The sequence below is a fragment of the Nesterenkonia sp. NBAIMH1 genome (assembly GCF_007922635.1).
Taxonomy (GTDB): Bacteria; Actinomycetota; Actinomycetes; order Actinomycetales; family Micrococcaceae; genus Nesterenkonia; species Nesterenkonia pannonica.
Genome location: NZ_CP042335.1, coordinates 706,177 through 721,131 on the forward strand (window position 1 = coordinate 706,177; position 14,955 = coordinate 721,131).

At 67.1% G+C, this 14,955-nt stretch carries 16 protein-coding genes and 1 riboswitch; of the genes, 10 read left to right on the forward strand and 6 right to left on the reverse strand.

What is annotated here, in order from left to right; all coding sequences use genetic code 11:
- Window positions 1-35 precede the first annotated feature (35 nt).
- The 10 genes from FS388_RS03315 (at window position 36) to FS388_RS03360 (ending at window position 9,747) form a co-directional block, all read left to right on the forward strand.
- The gene (locus FS388_RS03315; protein ID WP_146339677.1) at window positions 36-770 is read left to right on the forward strand and encodes a GntR family transcriptional regulator; all 735 of its coding nucleotides are present in this window, start codon (window positions 36-38) and stop codon (window positions 768-770) included.
- A gap of 31 nt (window positions 771-801) precedes the next feature.
- Window positions 802-1,746: a 5-deoxy-glucuronate isomerase gene (gene iolB / locus FS388_RS03320; RefSeq protein ID WP_146339679.1), complete on the forward strand. Its 945-nt coding sequence runs from the start codon at window positions 802-804 to the stop codon at window positions 1,744-1,746.
- Window positions 1,747-1,771: 25 nt separating this feature from the next.
- Complete coding sequence (locus FS388_RS03325; protein WP_146339681.1) at window positions 1,772-2,776, forward strand: Gfo/Idh/MocA family oxidoreductase; 1,005 nt, start codon at window positions 1,772-1,774, stop codon at window positions 2,774-2,776.
- Between the two features lie 192 nt (window positions 2,777-2,968).
- Window positions 2,969-3,508, forward strand: a complete 540-nt coding sequence (locus tag FS388_RS03330; protein ID WP_146339683.1) for a flavin reductase family protein — start codon at window positions 2,969-2,971, stop codon at window positions 3,506-3,508.
- Window positions 3,509-3,604: 96 nt separating this feature from the next.
- Window positions 3,605-3,720, forward strand: a riboswitch (SAM riboswitch).
- Window positions 3,721-3,727: 7 nt separating this feature from the next.
- Window positions 3,728-4,603 carry a methionine ABC transporter ATP-binding protein gene (locus tag FS388_RS03335; RefSeq protein ID WP_146339685.1) on the forward strand — a complete coding sequence of 292 codons (876 nt, stop codon included), beginning with the start codon at window positions 3,728-3,730 and terminating at the stop codon, window positions 4,601-4,603.
- On the forward strand, window positions 4,603-5,277 hold the full coding sequence (locus FS388_RS03340) for a methionine ABC transporter permease (protein ID WP_146339687.1): 675 nt from the start codon (window positions 4,603-4,605) through the stop codon (window positions 5,275-5,277). Before FS388_RS03335 ends, FS388_RS03340 begins: the two co-directional genes overlap by 1 nt.
- Before the next feature lie 48 nt (window positions 5,278-5,325).
- Window positions 5,326-6,222 (forward strand): MetQ/NlpA family ABC transporter substrate-binding protein, encoded by an 897-nt coding sequence (locus FS388_RS03345; RefSeq protein ID WP_146339689.1) that lies wholly within the window; start codon window positions 5,326-5,328, stop codon window positions 6,220-6,222.
- Window positions 6,219-7,103 (forward strand): MetQ/NlpA family ABC transporter substrate-binding protein, encoded by an 885-nt coding sequence (locus FS388_RS03350; RefSeq protein WP_146339691.1) that lies wholly within the window; start codon window positions 6,219-6,221, stop codon window positions 7,101-7,103. Before FS388_RS03345 ends, FS388_RS03350 begins: the two co-directional genes overlap by 4 nt.
- Window positions 7,100-8,350, forward strand: coding sequence for an acyl-CoA dehydrogenase family protein (locus tag FS388_RS03355; protein WP_246836277.1), 1,251 nt, complete (start codon window positions 7,100-7,102; stop codon window positions 8,348-8,350). The genes FS388_RS03350 and FS388_RS03355 overlap by 4 nt, the downstream gene beginning before the upstream one ends.
- Window positions 8,347-9,747, forward strand: coding sequence for an LLM class flavin-dependent oxidoreductase (locus FS388_RS03360; protein WP_146339695.1), 1,401 nt, complete (start codon window positions 8,347-8,349; stop codon window positions 9,745-9,747). Before FS388_RS03355 ends, FS388_RS03360 begins: the two co-directional genes overlap by 4 nt.
- A 38-nt stretch (window positions 9,748-9,785) precedes the next feature.
- Here the strand turns inward: FS388_RS03360 and FS388_RS03365 are convergent, their stop codons facing one another.
- The 6 genes from FS388_RS03365 to FS388_RS03390 form a co-directional block, all read right to left on the reverse strand.
- Window positions 9,786-10,760, reverse strand: coding sequence for a sugar ABC transporter substrate-binding protein (locus tag FS388_RS03365; protein WP_146339697.1), 975 nt, complete (start codon window positions 10,758-10,760; stop codon window positions 9,786-9,788).
- A 2-nt stretch (window positions 10,761-10,762) separates the two neighbouring features.
- Window positions 10,763-11,575 (reverse strand): ATP-binding cassette domain-containing protein, encoded by an 813-nt coding sequence (locus tag FS388_RS03370; RefSeq protein ID WP_210410226.1) that lies wholly within the window; start codon window positions 11,573-11,575, stop codon window positions 10,763-10,765.
- Complete coding sequence (locus FS388_RS03375) at window positions 11,572-12,600, reverse strand: ABC transporter permease (protein ID WP_168198579.1); 1,029 nt, start codon at window positions 12,598-12,600, stop codon at window positions 11,572-11,574. The genes FS388_RS03370 and FS388_RS03375 overlap by 4 nt, the downstream gene beginning before the upstream one ends.
- A gap of 218 nt (window positions 12,601-12,818) precedes the next feature.
- Window positions 12,819-13,364 carry a Gfo/Idh/MocA family oxidoreductase gene (locus FS388_RS03380; RefSeq protein ID WP_146339701.1) on the reverse strand — a complete coding sequence of 182 codons (546 nt, stop codon included), beginning with the start codon at window positions 13,362-13,364 and terminating at the stop codon, window positions 12,819-12,821.
- Window positions 13,361-13,888: a Gfo/Idh/MocA family oxidoreductase gene (locus FS388_RS03385; RefSeq protein ID WP_146339703.1), complete on the reverse strand. Its 528-nt coding sequence runs from the start codon at window positions 13,886-13,888 to the stop codon at window positions 13,361-13,363. Before FS388_RS03385 ends, FS388_RS03380 begins: the two co-directional genes overlap by 4 nt.
- Window positions 13,889-13,937: 49 nt before the next feature.
- Window positions 13,938-14,954 (reverse strand): Gfo/Idh/MocA family protein, encoded by a 1,017-nt coding sequence (locus tag FS388_RS03390; protein ID WP_146339705.1) that lies wholly within the window; start codon window positions 14,952-14,954, stop codon window positions 13,938-13,940.
- Between the last annotated feature and the right edge of the window lies 1 nt (window position 14,955).

Below are 14,955 nucleotides of genomic sequence, written 5' to 3' on the forward strand. Positions count from 1 at the left end.
TGACAAACTGTCATTTATGCTGAAGGAGAGCCCTCATGGTTGACCTGGACATCGCGCTGGACCGATCCTCACCGGTGCCCCTCTACCACCAGGTCGCCTCAGCCTTCACCGCAGCGATCCGCGAAGGCGTCCTTCCTCCCGAGACGAAGCTCGAGAACGAGATCGCACTGGCCAAGAGGTACAGCCTCTCGCGCCCCACGATGCGCCAGGCCATGGACCAGCTCGTCCGCGACGGACTGGTGATGCGGCGCCGCGGAGTCGGCACGCAGGTCATCGGCCCTCCCGTGCGGCGAAACCTGCGCCTCTCCAGCCTCTACAACGATCTTCAGGACGAGGGGGCAGAGCCTCAGACGCGCGTGCTCTCGCTGGAGACCGTGACCGCCGAGCAGGAGGTGTGCGAGCAGCTCGGCCTCCCCGAGGGCTCGGAGGTGCACCACCTGCGACGCCTGCGCCTCGTCGACGGCCGACCTCTGGCTCTGATGGAGAACTGGCTGCCGCTCACCGTCGCCGAGCTGGACAGCAGAAGCCTTGAGACCGACGGGCTGTACAACATTCTGCGGCGCGCCGGCGTCGACTTCCGCATGGCACACCAGAAGGTCGGCGCCAGGATCGCCGATGCCGAGCAGGCTCGCCGCCTCAAGGTGGAGCAGGGCTCCGCGCTGGTCCTGATGGAGCGCACAGCCCTCGACAGCAGCGGAGCGCCCGTCGAGTTCGGCAAGCACGTCTACCGCGCCGACAGGTACTCCTTCGACATCATGCTTGTGGATTAGACCCAGACCCCCATCGGAAGGCAGCGCGCCCATGTCCGCTCACACATCAGCGACCCGACAGGACCCGAGGGAAGCGCCGTGGGTGCACCCCTCCGGCACGGCCAGCACGGCTGACTGGACCGTCGACGTGGGGACCCCTGACTCCGAGGTGCAGCCGCCCGGCTGGACGCACACCGGGCTGCGCGTCACCGGCCTCGCCGCCGGGGCCTCGGTGCGGCTGGCCGCCCAGCCGGAGGAGCGCATCATCATTCCGCTGTCCGGGTCCTTCGAGGTGCGCATCGACGGCGACACGTACGCCCTCGGCGGCCGCCCCTCCGTGTTCCACGGCCCCAGCGACGTCCTGTACACCGGGATCGAGACAGCCATCACGCTCTCCTCGGAGCGAGGCGGGCGGATGGCCGTCGCCTCTGCGCCCGCGAGCGCACACCACCCCATCCGGCACATCGCCCGGGAGGAGGTGCCCGTGGAGCTGCGGGGAGCCGGCGTCGCGTCCCGCCAGGTGCACAACTTCGGCGCGCCTGCGGTCCTGGAGGCGGACCGGTTCATCGTCTGCGAAGTGCTCACCCCGGCGGGCAACTGGTCCTCCTACCCGCCGCACAAGCACGACGAGGAGAAGGAGGGCGAGACCTCCCTCGAAGAGATCTACTACTTCGAGATGCAGCCGACCGAGGGCGCCCCCGTGCCCTCTGCGGCAGACGGCGGACCCGATGTGATCGGCTACCAGCGCGTCTACGCCTCCGATGAGCGCCCGATCGACGTCACGGCAGAGGTCCGCACCGGCGATGTGGTGCTGGTCCCCTACGGCTGGCACGGCCCTGCCATGACCCCGCCGGGCCACGACATGTACTACCTCAACGTCATGGCGGGGCCGGGGCCCGTCCGCCAGTGGCTGATCAGCGACGACCCGCACCACGGCTGGATCCGTCGCACCTGGGACGAATCCGCCATCGACGACCGGCTTCCCTTCACAGGCTGATGAAGCCCCTGGCCAGGGAGGTCGCATGCCGCCCACTGCTGTAGGACTCGTCGGAGCAGGCCGCATCGGGACGATGCATGCCGCACATCTGAGCCTGCTCGCCCCCGACGGCGTCGAGCTGATCGTGGCCGACATCGACTCCGCGCGGTCGCAGCAGGTCGCCGGGCAGCTGGGAGCGCGTGCCGCACCCTCGGTCGACGCCCTCTTCGACATGCCGCTGGACGGGCTCGTGATCGCCGTGGGCACCGCCCACCACGCACCGCTGATCGTGCGGGCGGCGCACGCGGCCATCCCGGTGCTGTGCGAGAAGCCGCTGGCGGAGTCGACCGCCGCATCGGAGCAGGTGCTGCGCGTCATCGAGGAGACCGGCGCCGCGGTCCAGGTGGGCCATCAGCGCAGGCTCGACGCCGGCTACGTCCAGGCCAAGCGGGCCTACGAGAACGGGGACCTCGGCTGGCTGCACACGATCCGTGCCATCACCGCCGATATGCGGCCCCCTCCCGTTGAGTTCATCGCCGGATCAGGCGGCCTGTTCCGCGACTGCTCCGTGCATGACTTCGACGCCCTGCAGTGGCTCACCGGCCAGCAGATCGTCGAGGTCTGCGCGCGGGGGTCCAACAACGGCGACCCCGCCATCGGCGAGGTGGGGGACGTGGACTCGGCCACCGCACTGATCACCCTCGACGACGGAACGCTGGGGTCGGTGTCAGCGACCCGCTACAACGGAGCGGGCCACGATGTTCGCCTCGAACTGCACGGGTCCGCCGGCACGGTGCACGTGGGACTCGACGCGAGCTACTCGGGAGTCTCCGCGGAGCCCGGGTTCGTCTTTCCCGCCGACATCCCGCACCGCACGTTCCATGAACGGTTCGCTGAGGCCTACCGTGCGGAGATCCGAGCCTTCGTGCAGCTCGCGCGCGGAGAAGGCCCGAACCCCTGCCCCGCGGCGGAGGCCGTGGATGCGTCACGGGTCGCCGATGCCGCACAGCTGTCCCTTGAGACAGGCCGAGCCGAGCGCGTGCGACGATGAGATCGCCCCAGGCGAGTCCGGCAGGCATCAGCGCACCGCGGTGTCCTCCGAGCTCGGAGGCGCCCGTGGGGTCTGTCTCGGAATGTGACAGGCGTTTTGCCCGCTCTGACGGCGCGGACGTAGTCTCGGGAATGAACATTTCGACCGGCTCTGCGGTCTGGCTGCCGATACGAGCGATGGGAGTTGATCGGTATGATCACCGCTGCCCGTGATGACGGCGCCGAAGACATCCCCGCGCCTGCGGAGTTCGACCCGTTGGAGCTCAGAAAGGCCCTGGGGCAGTTCCCGCAGGGCATCGTCGCGGTGGCGGCCGAAGTCGACGGACACCCGGAAGTCCTCGTGGCCTCCAGCTTCACCGTGGGGGTCTCCCTGGAGCCCCCGCTGGTGACCGTCGCGGTGCAGCACACCTCCTCCACCTGGCCCAAGCTGCGTGACCGGGCGTCCCGCTTGGGGATCTCGGTGCTGGGTGCGCAGCAGTCCGAGCTCACCCGCCAGCTGGCCTCCACGGATCGTGCCGGCCGCTTCCACGGGGTGGAACGCAGGATCGACGGTGAACGGGCGCTGGTCCTGGAGGGCTCTCCGCTGTGGTTCACCACGCGCATGCACAGCCAGTTCACCGCCGGCGACCACGACGTGGCCGTCCTGGAGATCCTCGACTTCGGCTACGACGAAGCCTCCGAGGGGCTGGTCTTCCACCAGAGCCGGTTCAAGGGCCTCACCCCGCTGGAGTGAGCTCAGCAGCCTCACCGAACAGGTCGGCGCAACGGCGCGCAATATATGTGCTCGCATTTTGTTCATGCGCGGCGTGTGAACGTAGAGTCTCCGCTGTAACCATCCAGAGCGACTGAGGGACCTGGCCCGACGACGACGCAGCAACCTGGATCTCCGCATTGCCCTCATCGGCTGCGGGAATCCTTCGGTGCTAACGCCAGGACCGATGGAGAGTGCTTCATGATTTCGCTACGCCATGTCTCGACTGCCTTCGCGGCTCGCGGCAAGGAGCCTGTCCGGGCGGTGCAGGACGTCAGCCTGGAGATTCCCCGCGGCAGCATCCAAGGCATCATCGGATTCTCCGGCGCCGGAAAGTCCACCCTGCTGCGCAACATCAACCTCCTGGAGCGCCCCACGGAGGGCGAGGTCTGGGTCGGCGGCACCGAGCTGACCGGGCTGAAGCACGAGCAGCTGCGCCAGGCCCGCCACCAGATCGGCATGGTCTTTCAGGGCTTCAACCTGGTCAACAACCTCACCGTGGCCCAGAACGTGGAGCTCTCACTGAAGTTCGCCGGCCAGAAGGACAAGAGGCAGCGCCGGCGTCGGGCCGCCGAGGCGCTGGAGATCGTCGACATCTCCCCCAAGGCGAAGAACTACCCCGCCCAGCTCTCCGGCGGCCAGAAGCAGCGGGTGGCCATCGCCCGCGCGCTGGCCACCCAGCCGGACGTGCTGCTGTGCGATGAGCCCACCAGCGCCCTGGACCCCTTCACCACCGCCACCGTGCTGCAGTACCTCGCTGACGTGAACCGTGAGTTCGGAATCACCGTGGTGATCGTCACCCACGAGATGGAGGTCATCAAGGCCTTGGCGGACCACGTAGCGGTCATGGAGGACGGAGCTGTGGTGGAGCAGTTCCCCGCCGCAGAGCTCGGCCGCGAGGACTTCGCCCCGAGAACCTCCATCGGGCGGTATCTGACCTCCGACGGCATCAGCGTGAATCGCGACGGCCGCACAGTCCCCGCCGCCGCGGCTGAGGATGATCAGGACACCTTCGAAGAGATCGCCGACGAGCGGGACCAGAAGATCTTCGCCGCCGTCGAAGGGGGTGTTCGCTGATGAACCTCCAGCTCATCATCGACCGCATCCCGGAGATCAACCACGCGATGCTGGAGACGTTCGCCATGATCGGGGTCTCCATCCCGCTGGCAGTGCTCCTGGGCACCCCATTGGGCATCTGGCTGTGGAGCCACGCCCCCGGCGGGCTGAAGCCCACGCCCAAGAGCCACACGGTGGTCTCTGCGATCGTCAACATGGTCCGCTCCTTCCCGTTCCTCATCCTGCTGATCGCCCTGATCCCGTTCACCCGGTTCATCGTGGGCACGTCGGTGGGAACGGCCGCGGTGATCGTTCCCCTGACGATCAACGCCATCCCATACTTCGCGCGTCTCGTGGAGCAGAACATCACACAGCTGGGCTCCGGCGCCGTGGAGGCCTCCCGAGCGATGGGTGCCACCAGCGGGCAGATCATCCGCAGCGTGCTGCTGGTGGATGCCAAACCCGCCCTCATCGGCTCCATGACCATCACCACGGTCAGCTTCATCTCCTACTCCGCGATGTCCGGCCTGGTGGGCGGAGGCGGCATCGGCGACCTCGCCATCCGCTACGGCTACTACCGGTACGAGACCGAAACCATGATCGTGGCCTGCATCCTCATGGTGCTCCTCGTCAGCATCGTCCAGTACGGCGGCACCCGCATCGCCCGCATGACGGACAAACGCGTCTCCGCCTGAGAGACATCCCTCACTCGCCCCGCAGAGCAGCAGAAAGAGAACACCCCTATGCCTTCTTCCGTCCACCGTGCCCACCCTCGGCTCCTCAGCATCGCCGCCCTGACCGCGGCCGGAGCCCTGACCGCCACCGGCTGCGGCCTCGTCGAGGATGAGGACACCATCAGCATCATGGTCACCGAATCCGCCCCCTTCCAGGAGCCCACCGAGATCGCGGTGGAGCTGCTGGAGGACGAGGGCTACGAGGTGGACGTCAACTACGTCACGGACATCAATCAGCCCAACCAGGTGGTCCACAACGGCGAGTACAGCGCCAACTACTTCCAGCACCTGGCCTTCCTGAACAACTTCAACCAGTCCAACGAGACTGAGGTGGAGCCGCTGTTCAGCGTCTACTACGCACCGGCCGGCCTCTTCAGCCTGGAGCACGACTCCCTGGAGGATCTCCCCGACGGCGCCCAGATCAACCTGCCGGTGGACCCCTCCAACAATGGCCGTGCCCTCCAGCTCCTGGCCGATGAGGGCCTGATCGAGATCGATGACGAGGTCTCCGTCATCGAACTGACTCAGAACCACATCACGGAGAACCCCCGGGGCTTCGAGTTCGTCGAGACCGACCAGCAGCAGGGGGCCGCCTCCCTGCCCGATGTCGACGCCGGGTTCGCCTTCGTCCGCCTCGTCGCCGAAGCCGGCCACGATGTCGACGACACGCTGCTGGCCATTGAGGACGGACGCGACGAGGTGCGCATCCCCTTCACCTGTGTGGTGGCCGCGGCGCCGGACAGCGTGACCGATGAGCAGGCCCAGGCCCTGCAGGACGCCTTCCAGTCGGAGGAGGTCGAGCAGTGGTTCCATGAGTACCAGGGCGGCGTGATCGACTACGTCGACGACATCACCCTGGAGAACAGCGACGAGATCTGGACAGAGTTCACCGAGGGCGACGCATGAGGGCCGACGCTCCCAGCCGCAGGCCACCGGCACTGGCTGCCGCCGCTGGTGCCGCCGGTGCCGCGTCCCTGGCCGTCACCGGCTGCGGACTCATCGACGGGGATGACCAGACCATCACGATGGTGGTCACAGAGAATGCGCCCTTCCAGGAGCCCACCGAGATCGCCGAACAGCTGCTGGAGGAGGACGGGTGGGACGTGCAGACCACGTACGTCACTGACATCATCCAGCCCAACTACACGGTCGACAACGGCGAATACGACGTCAACTTTTTCCAGAACCTCACCTATCTCCTGCAGTTCAACGAGGACCACGACCTGGATCTGGAGCCGATCCTCTTCATGTTCGAGCAGCCCTCAGGCATCTACTCCCAGGAGCACAGCTCGCTGGAGGAGCTCCCCGACGGGGCGCAGGTGGCGCTGCCCGTGGACACCGCGAACAACGGGCGCGGCATCAGCCTGCTGGCCCGCGCCGGGCTCATCGAGGTGGACGAGTCCAAGAGCACTCCGGAGCTCAGCGTGGACGACATCGAGGAGAATCCGCGCAGCCTGGAGTTCATCGAGGTCGACCAGCAGTCCGTGGGCACGGTCTATGACGACGTCGACGCCGTCTTCGGCTTCGCGCGGCTGCTCGCAGAAGTGGACGTCATGCCTGACGAGGCCCTGATCATCGAGAACGAGGACGAGGCGCTGCCCTTCGCCATGACGATCGTGGCGCAGCCTGGGTTCCGCGAGCAGGAGCCGGAGAAGTACCAGGCCCTCAGGGAGGCCTACCACTCCGATGAGGTCAGGGACTGGTACCAGGAGTACCTCGACGGCCTCCTCACCCCGGCATTCGACCGCGACATCGACCAAGCATGGGAAGAGGCCAACAGCCGATGACACTCGCAGCCGCACCGACCGCCTCAGCCCAGCTTCCCAACCACGTGCTGGAGGACATCGCCTCCGGGGCCGTTGAGCGGGAGCTGCACCGAGTGCTGCCCTTCGAGCCGGTCCGCCAGCTGGACCGCCACGGCTTCGGAGCCCTGAGAGTGCCCGAGGCGTTCGGCGGCCCGGGCCTGAGCATCGAGGAGCTGATCGTCGACGTCATCCGCCTGGCGCAGGCCGACTCCAATATCGCCCATCTCTACCGCGGGCACTTCGGATTCGTGGAATCGCTGCGCTTCCAGCCGGAGGAGATCCAGCAGACCTGGTACCCGCGCGTGCTCGCCGGCACCACGGTCGGCAACGCCTCCACCGAGAAGGGCGGCAACGAACTGGGGACGCTGAACACCAAGCTCACGACCGCCGCCGACGGCACATGGCGGCTCAATGGTGAGAAGTTCTACTCCACCGGAACGATCTTCAGCGACTACACACGCGTCTCCGCCTCTCAGGAGGAGGGGATCGAAGGCCGGCGCTTCGCCGTCGTGCCCACCGACGGTGAGGGGGTCACGGTGCATGACGACTGGGACGGCTTCGGCCAGAAGCTCACCGGCACCGGCACGACGGTTCTGAACGACGCCCCGGTGGAGAGTCTCGGCATTCTCCGCCGGGTGCACGGATCCCATGAGGCGGTGCACGAAGCGGCGTTCTTCCAGCTCTACCTGCTGGCCGTGCAGGTCGGCATCGCCCACGCCGCAGTGCGCGACGCCGCCGAGACGCTGCGCAGGCGCACCCGCACCTTCAACACCTCAGCGTCCGGGGCCGCGTTCAAGCAGGACCCGCTGATCCAGCAGATCGTCGGGAAGATGGCCGCGAAGGCCTATGCCGCACAGGCCATCGTGGCCGAGACCGCCCGTGCCCATGATCGGGCCCTTGAAGCAGGCTTCGCCGCCGGAACCTGGAACCCCGAGTTCTCCGGTGAGCTGCCCGAAGGGGTCTACGAGTCCGAACTGGCGGTGGAGAAGGCCCAGATCACCGTGCCCGAGCTGGTGCTCAGCATCACCCAGGAACTGTTCGACACCGCGGGCGCCTCTGCAGTGCTGCGGACCAAGGCGCTGGACCGCCACTGGCGCAACGCCCGCACGATCGCCACCCACAACCCCATCGTGTTCCGCGCCCGATCCGTGGGGGACTACGAGATCAACGGAACCCTGCCCGAGGGCCTCAACGCCATCGGCGATGCGAAATCCGAGGAGAGCCGATGACCATCCACTTCAACGCCTTCGACATGCTCGTTCCGGTTCACCAGAGCCCTGGGCTCTGGCGGCACCCCGAATCCCGGATCGACCAGTTCGACCAGTTGGAGTACTGGACCGGGCTGTCCCAGACGCTGGAGCGCGCCGGCTTCTCCAGCCTGTTCCTCGCCGATGTCCCCGGCGTCTATGACGTCTACGGCTCCAGCCATCATTCCGCGGCGCGCGGCGGGGTGCAGTATCCGCTGCTGGACCTGCAGGTTCTGGTGCCGGCGCTCGCAGCCGCCACCACCCACCTGGGGTTCGGCCTCACCGCCTCGGTGACCTACGAGCAGCCCTACCTGCTCGCCCGCCGCTTCGCGACCCTTGACCACCTCACCCAGGGGCGAGTCGCATGGAACGTGGTGACCAGCTACCAGGACTCCGCGGCCCGCAACCTCGGAATGCAGGGGCAGATCCCCCACGATGAGCGCTACGACCGCGCCGATGAGTTCATGGAGGTCATGTACAAGCTCTTCGAGCACTCCATCGACGACGACGCCGTCATCGCCGACAAAGAGTCAGGAGTCTTCACCGACCCGGAGAAGGTCCGCGGCATCGAGCACGAATCCACGTGGTTCTCCGTACCAGGGCCCATGCTCACCCACCCCGGCCCGCAGCGCACGCCCCTGCTGTTCCAGGCCGGCTCCTCCGCTCGCGGCCAGACGTTCGCCGTCGACCACGGAGAGGCGATCTTCGTCATCAACGCCAGGCCGGAGAAGCTGGCCCAGCAGGTCGAATCCACCCGTGCCCAGCTGACCGACGCAGGCAGAGACTCGTCCTCGGTCATCTTCTCCGCGATGGTGACCATCATCGTCGCGGACACTGAGGCTGAGGCGCATGCCAGGTTCCAGGAGTACGCCGCCTACGTCGACACGGAGGCCGCGCTCACCCTCTTCGGCGGCTGGACCGGAGTCGACCTCTCCGATCTGCACGAAGACGACGATGTGGCCGACGTGCAGACCGAGGCGAACCAGTCCGCGCTGGCGATGTTCACCAAGGACCCCAGCAGGAGGTGGACGGTTCGGGAGGTCGCGGAGTTCATCTCCATCGGAGGCCGAGGCCCCACCATCATCGGCGATCCCGTGCAGGTCGTGGACCAGCTCTTGGAGTACCAGCGGATCTCCGGAGTGGACGGCTTCAACATCTCCGCCGCCGTGCGCCCGGCTGACTTCGAACGATTCGAGCAGTTCGTCACCCCCGAGCTCCGCCGCCGCGGCCTATTGCCGGAACGCCCTGAGACTCCGCTGACCCTGCGAGAGTCGCTGCTGGGCGCTGGGCCCCATCTGGCCCAGGACCACCCCGCCCGCCGGCTTGCCCGGGCGGATGCCCGAGGTCCTCGCGCGGACGAGAGAGCGGGGCCGGCCTGACATGCGCCCGGGCCGCCCCGCTCCTTCGCCGACGTGCTCTACTCGGCTGACTGGTCCTGCAGCTGCTCGAGGAAGTCCTCAGCGTTGTCGCCGGTGACGAGCGTCGCGTCGATGGCGATCTCCTCCTCGACCGTCTCGCCCTCGATGACCCGGACCGCCTCTTCGATGCTGCGGTGGCCCATCTCGTAGGCGCCCTGGGCCATGGTGGCATCCAGCTCACCGGCGATGATCGAGTCGACCGCGTCCTCGGTCCCGTCGACGCCGACGATGAGGAAGTCCTCAAAGTCCAGGCCGGCGGCACGCACTGCCTCGACTGCCCCGAGGGCCATGTCGTCGTTGGCGGCCACGATGATGGACAGGTCGGGGTTCGACTGCAGCGCGTCGCTCGTCGCTGCACGGGCCTGCGCTCGGTCCGAGTCGGCGGCCAGCTCCGCGACCACTTCCACGCCGCTGTCCTCGAGGACCTCCATGGCACCGTCGATCCGGTCATCGGTCGATGGGTTTCCGGGAACTCCGCGGATCGCGAGCATCTCTCCCTCGTCGCGCTCCTCCAGGACGAACTCCCCGAGGGAACGGCCGAGATCGAGGTTGTCGGTGCCGATGAAGGTCTCGGCCCCGTCCCAGCCGGGAACGCTGGTGTCCACCAGGACCACCGGAACGCCTTCGTCGGCCGCACTCTGAAGCACCGGCTCCAGCTGCTCGGCCTGCGTCGGCGAGACCACCAGGGCGTCAGGCTCCCTGGTCAGGTCCGTGTTGATGCGGTCGATCTGCTCCTGGACCTCGGACTCCTGGGTGGCGCCGCCGATGGTCACGTTCGATCCCAGCTCCTCCGCGCCGTCATCGACACCGCCCATGACCTGGAGCCAATAGGGCGAGGTGGTGGTCTTCAGCACGACCGCAATGTCGTACTCCTCATCGGATTCGTCGCCCGCGTCGGCATCATTGCCGCATGACGTGAGGACGAGGGCTCCCACGCCGAACAGTCCAGCGAAACGCATAAGTCTTGTGGACATCGTTATTCCTCTTTCTTCTTCTGGGCCCCCACGATCATGGCGACCATCTGCTCCATAGTGTCTGCGTGCGGCTCAACCTCTCCGACGACCCCTCCTTGCCTCAGGATCATCGCCTTGTCGCACACTTCGACAACATGATCCATATTGTGTGAAATAAGAATGATGGAGATGCCGAACTGCTCCGGAAGCCTCTTGACCGCATCGAGAACATTCCTGGTCTCGCGGAGGCCCAGAGCTGCCGTCGGCTCGTCGAGGATCAGCACCCGGCTGGCGAAGGCCACCGCACGGGCGACCGCCACTGCCTGGCGCTGACCGCCGGACATGAGGCCCACCGATGCGTTGAAGCTCGGCAGGTGCACCTGCAGGGAGTCCAGTCGCCGGCGTGCATCCTTCTCCATCGCCTTCTTGTCCAGCCAGCCCAGGGCCCGAAATCGGCGCGGCTTGGTGAGCTCATTGCCGAGGTACAGATTGTTGACGATGCCGAGATTGTCGAACAGCGCGAGGTCCTGATACACCGCCTCGATGCCGAAGGCGCGTGCATCGTTCGGGCTGCGGATGTGGGCGCGCTTGCCGTCGACGAGTATTTCCCCGTCATCGATGGTGTGCACGCCGGTGATCGCTTTGATGAGCGTGGACTTGCCGGCGCCGTTGTCGCCCAGCAGCCCCAGGACCTCTCCCTGCTCCAGCCGGAGATTCACGCCGTTGAGCGCCTTGACGGGCCCGAACATCTTGCTCGCGTTCCTCACCTCGAGCACCGGGGCCGTCGGGGCCGCCCCCGCCGCTCTCTCAGCACCCATGTTCTCTGTCGAGGTCATTCCTGCGCCTCCTTGCGCTCGAGCTTCTCTTCGACCTGCACCGACCGCAGCCGCGTCTCAAGCCGGCTTCGGACGACGTCGAGTTCGACGGCGAGGATCACCACGACGCCGAGAGCGACGTACTGCCATGACGGGTTGACGTTCAGAAGGTTCAGTCCGTTCTGGATGACGCCCAGAATGAGGGCGCCGACGAGGGCCCCGAACACGGTGCCGCGGCCGCCGAAGAAGCTGGCTCCGCCGATGATGACCGCGGCGATGGAGGAGAGCTCGAGCAGGTTGCCGGCCGTGGGGTAGGCCGAGTTGGTCTGACCGCTGACGACGATCGCGGCTGTTCCGGCGAAGAAGCCGCTCATCACGTAGACCGAGATCAGCACACGGTCCACGGGGACTCCGACGCGCCTGGCACCTTCCTTGCTGGCTCCTACGGCGTAGATCCACTGGCCCCAGGTGATGCGCGTGAGCAGCAGGTGGACGAGCACCGCGAGCACCAGCACGACGATCACGGCCAGAGGGACTCCGAACAGCCGGTAGGTTCCGACCAGCCGCACCGATTCCGGCATTCCTGTGATGGGCTGACCGCCTGAGATCAGAAGGGCCGCGCCGCGGGCGATCATCATCATGGCCAGGGTGGCCAGGAACGGGTGGGGCAGCTTTCCCTTGACGAAGAGCGTTCCGCTGACTGCTCCCGCCAGGGCGCCGCCGAGCATCATGGAGGGGATCACCAGCCACCCCTCCACCAGCTCCAGGTCTCGGACCCACAGGGCACCGAGGACGCTGGAGAGCGCGATGAGGGAGCCTACCGAGAGGTCGATGCCTGCAGTGATGATGACCAGCAGCTGGCCCAGCGCCAGCAGGGCCACCACCGAGGTCTCCAGGCCGATGTTTCCGAGGTTGCGGCCCGAGAGGAAGACCGGGCTGAGCAGGCTCAGCACGAGGACGATGATGAGCAGCATCAGCGCCGGCCCCATACGTACGGCCGTCAGCGCCAGCCGAAGCTGATGACTGCTTCCAGTCCTTGCACTCATATCAACCATCCTGTCTGTTGCTGCTGTCCCGAACAGCCTCTCAGTCCGAGACAGCGTCAGCGTGAGCCACGAGACAACGCTAACGTGAGCCGAGTCACATTTTCCTGATGAAATGTAGGCTATGAGTCGTTAGTACTAATGTCAAGACATATGGTCAGGAAAGGGGCAGGTTCTCTGGGACGCCGGCCTCTCTCCTGACAGCGCAGAGCGGGAGGGCCTCAGGCAATCTCAACCGTGCGGCCCGTTCGGACCGACTCCTCCGCCGCGAGCGCGACCTGCAGGGCGGCCAAGCACTGCCTGGGAGGCGAGGTGCTCTCGGCGCCCAGCACGAGCCTCACGAACTCGTCCGTCTCGTTGAGGTAGGACTCCTTGAAGCGGGTCATGGCGCTGGTGAACGGCTCGCCCTGCTCCTCATGCCCGTCGAGGCGGTGAGTGCGCGAGCCCGTGGCCGCGACGTCGGTGCTCTCAGAGCCCTCCGTGCCGTGCACCTCCATCCGGGTCTCCTGCCTCCACCCCATGCGCCGGCCGCACAGCAGGGTGGCCACGGCGCCCGAGGAGAACTTCAGCACGGCCGAGGCCGTGTCGACATCTCCGTGGCGCCCATACATGGGGTTCTCCGCCACGGAGCTGTGCGCGGACACGGAGACGATCCGGTCATCGAAGATCCACGCCAGGGCATTGAAGTCATGGACGGCCAGGTCGCGCCACAGGCCCCGGACGAGGGGCACGAACGCCTCGTCGGCGTCCAGATAGTCCAGGTTCACCGCCACGGCACCCCGGGGGTTCCCAGGACGCCGGAGAGCACCCGGCTGCGCAGCTGCCGGTGAGCGTCGTCGAAGCGCCGGTTGTAGCCCATCATCGCTCGGATCCCGCGGGACTCCATCAGCCGGATGAGCTCGAGCTGCTCCTCCACGGAGGCGGCCAGAGGCTTCTCGATCAGCAGCGGGATCCCAGAGGCGACAGCCTCGGTGATGAGAGGCCCGTGTGCCTCCGTGGAGGCGGCCACGACCAGTCCGTCCAGTCCCTCATACGCCCCGACGCGCCCTGCGGACTCCGGGAGCACGCGCGGGCGAAGCTTCGCTGCGACCTGCTCCTGATCGGAGGGTCGCGGAGCCTCCTCGGCGATGCGCAGGATCTCCGGGAGCGCGCTCTCCAGCCGTCCCTGATCCCGGCCGAGCAGCACGACGGCGCCGACCTGCGGATGCATCGCCATATGCGCGGCATGGATGCGGCCGATGCGCCCTGCTCCCAGCACTCCCAGCGTCAGCTCTGAGGTGTCCTCCGACATGGTTGCTCCTCACTGCGACAGCGCGCCTGATCACGCTGCGGGGTGACCATCACCCGTAGAACTCCGGACGTGCCGCAAGCTCCACGCTGACGATACCGTCACCGCCCTGGCTTGCCACGCCTGCCGCGCAGCAGGCCGCCGTGGCATAGCCGTCCCATGCGGAGGGCCCGGCGATGCGGCCCTGGTGCACCGCATCGACCCAAGCCTGCACCTCGACGTCGTAGGCATCCCGAAAACGGGAGACGAAGCCCGCGTCCACGGCAGTGCCGCGGCGACCATCCGCGGTGACCTCCAGCTCCCCCGCTTCGCCGACGGCCACCACGCCGCGCTCGAACACCGCCTGCGTCCGCACCTGGTACCCGAACTGGGCGGAGCAGAAGATCTCAACGTCCGCCAGCAGCCCGGAGGAGGTCTGGATCACCACCTGCTGCGGATCCTGCAGCCCGGGAGCAGCCAGCGAAGTGGTGCGGCCGACGCGGACCTGCACAGAGTCGATCTCGCTGCCCGTGAAGAAGCGGACCGCATCGAACTCGTGGACGACCGAATCGTTGATGATCATCTCGTTGGTGAACCCAGGGGGCGTGGAGGGGTTCCGGTGCTGCAGGTGCAGCATCAGAAGCTCCCCGTACTCGCCGGAGTTGATGACGGCCTTCAGCTGACGGTACCCGGCGTCGAACCGGCGCATGAAGCCCACCTGGATGAGCTGCCGGCCCGAGACGGCCTCCGCCTCCATCACCCGCATCGACGACTCCGGATCGGGCGTCAGGGGCTTCTCGCACAGCGTGGGGATGCCGGCGTGGATCAGGCGCAGCAGCGCCTCCTCGTGCAGAAACCCCGGCGTGGCCAGCACCACAGCGTCCACCGCATCGGCGTCAAGCATCTCCTGGAGCGCGGTGAAGCTCTCCGCTGCCGGAGCCGTCTGGGCAACCTCGGCCGCTCGGAGCGGATCCACGTCCACCACCGCGGACACCCGCGCGCGCAGGATGTGGTGGGCCAGCCTGTCGACGTGGTCGGCGCCCATCCGGCCGGCACCGACCACTCCGACGCGCAGCTCTTCCTGGGTCATG

What these genes read in the sequence shown, in the direction of transcription:
- FS388_RS03330 (WP_146339683.1), top strand. Translation starts at nt 2,969, where the DNA reads ATGATCACCGCTGCCCGTGATGACGGCGCCGAAGACATCCCCGCGCCT.
- FS388_RS03340 (WP_146339687.1), top strand. Translation starts at nt 4,603, where the DNA reads ATGAACCTCCAGCTCATCATCGACCGCATCCCGGAGATCAACCACGCG.
- FS388_RS03365 (WP_146339697.1), bottom strand. Translation starts at nt 10,760, where the DNA reads ATGTCCACAAGACTTATGCGTTTCGCTGGACTGTTCGGCGTGGGAGCC.
- FS388_RS03315 (WP_146339677.1), top strand. Translation starts at nt 36, where the DNA reads ATGGTTGACCTGGACATCGCGCTGGACCGATCCTCACCGGTGCCCCTC.
- FS388_RS03350 (WP_146339691.1), top strand. Translation starts at nt 6,219, where the DNA reads ATGAGGGCCGACGCTCCCAGCCGCAGGCCACCGGCACTGGCTGCCGCC.
- FS388_RS03345 (WP_146339689.1), top strand. Translation starts at nt 5,326, where the DNA reads ATGCCTTCTTCCGTCCACCGTGCCCACCCTCGGCTCCTCAGCATCGCC.
- FS388_RS03390 (WP_146339705.1), bottom strand. Translation starts at nt 14,954, where the DNA reads ATGACCCAGGAAGAGCTGCGCGTCGGAGTGGTCGGTGCCGGCCGGATG.
- iolB (WP_146339679.1), top strand. Translation starts at nt 802, where the DNA reads ATGTCCGCTCACACATCAGCGACCCGACAGGACCCGAGGGAAGCGCCG.
- FS388_RS03385 (WP_146339703.1), bottom strand. Translation starts at nt 13,888, where the DNA reads ATGTCGGAGGACACCTCAGAGCTGACGCTGGGAGTGCTGGGAGCAGGG.
- FS388_RS03370 (WP_210410226.1), bottom strand. Translation starts at nt 11,575, where the DNA reads ATGACCTCGACAGAGAACATGGGTGCTGAGAGAGCGGCGGGGGCGGCC.
- FS388_RS03360 (WP_146339695.1), top strand. Translation starts at nt 8,347, where the DNA reads ATGACCATCCACTTCAACGCCTTCGACATGCTCGTTCCGGTTCACCAG.
- FS388_RS03335 (WP_146339685.1), top strand. Translation starts at nt 3,728, where the DNA reads ATGATTTCGCTACGCCATGTCTCGACTGCCTTCGCGGCTCGCGGCAAG.
- FS388_RS03325 (WP_146339681.1), top strand. Translation starts at nt 1,772, where the DNA reads ATGCCGCCCACTGCTGTAGGACTCGTCGGAGCAGGCCGCATCGGGACG.
- FS388_RS03375 (WP_168198579.1), bottom strand. Translation starts at nt 12,600, where the DNA reads ATGAGTGCAAGGACTGGAAGCAGTCATCAGCTTCGGCTGGCGCTGACG.
- FS388_RS03355 (WP_246836277.1), top strand. Translation starts at nt 7,100, where the DNA reads ATGACACTCGCAGCCGCACCGACCGCCTCAGCCCAGCTTCCCAACCAC.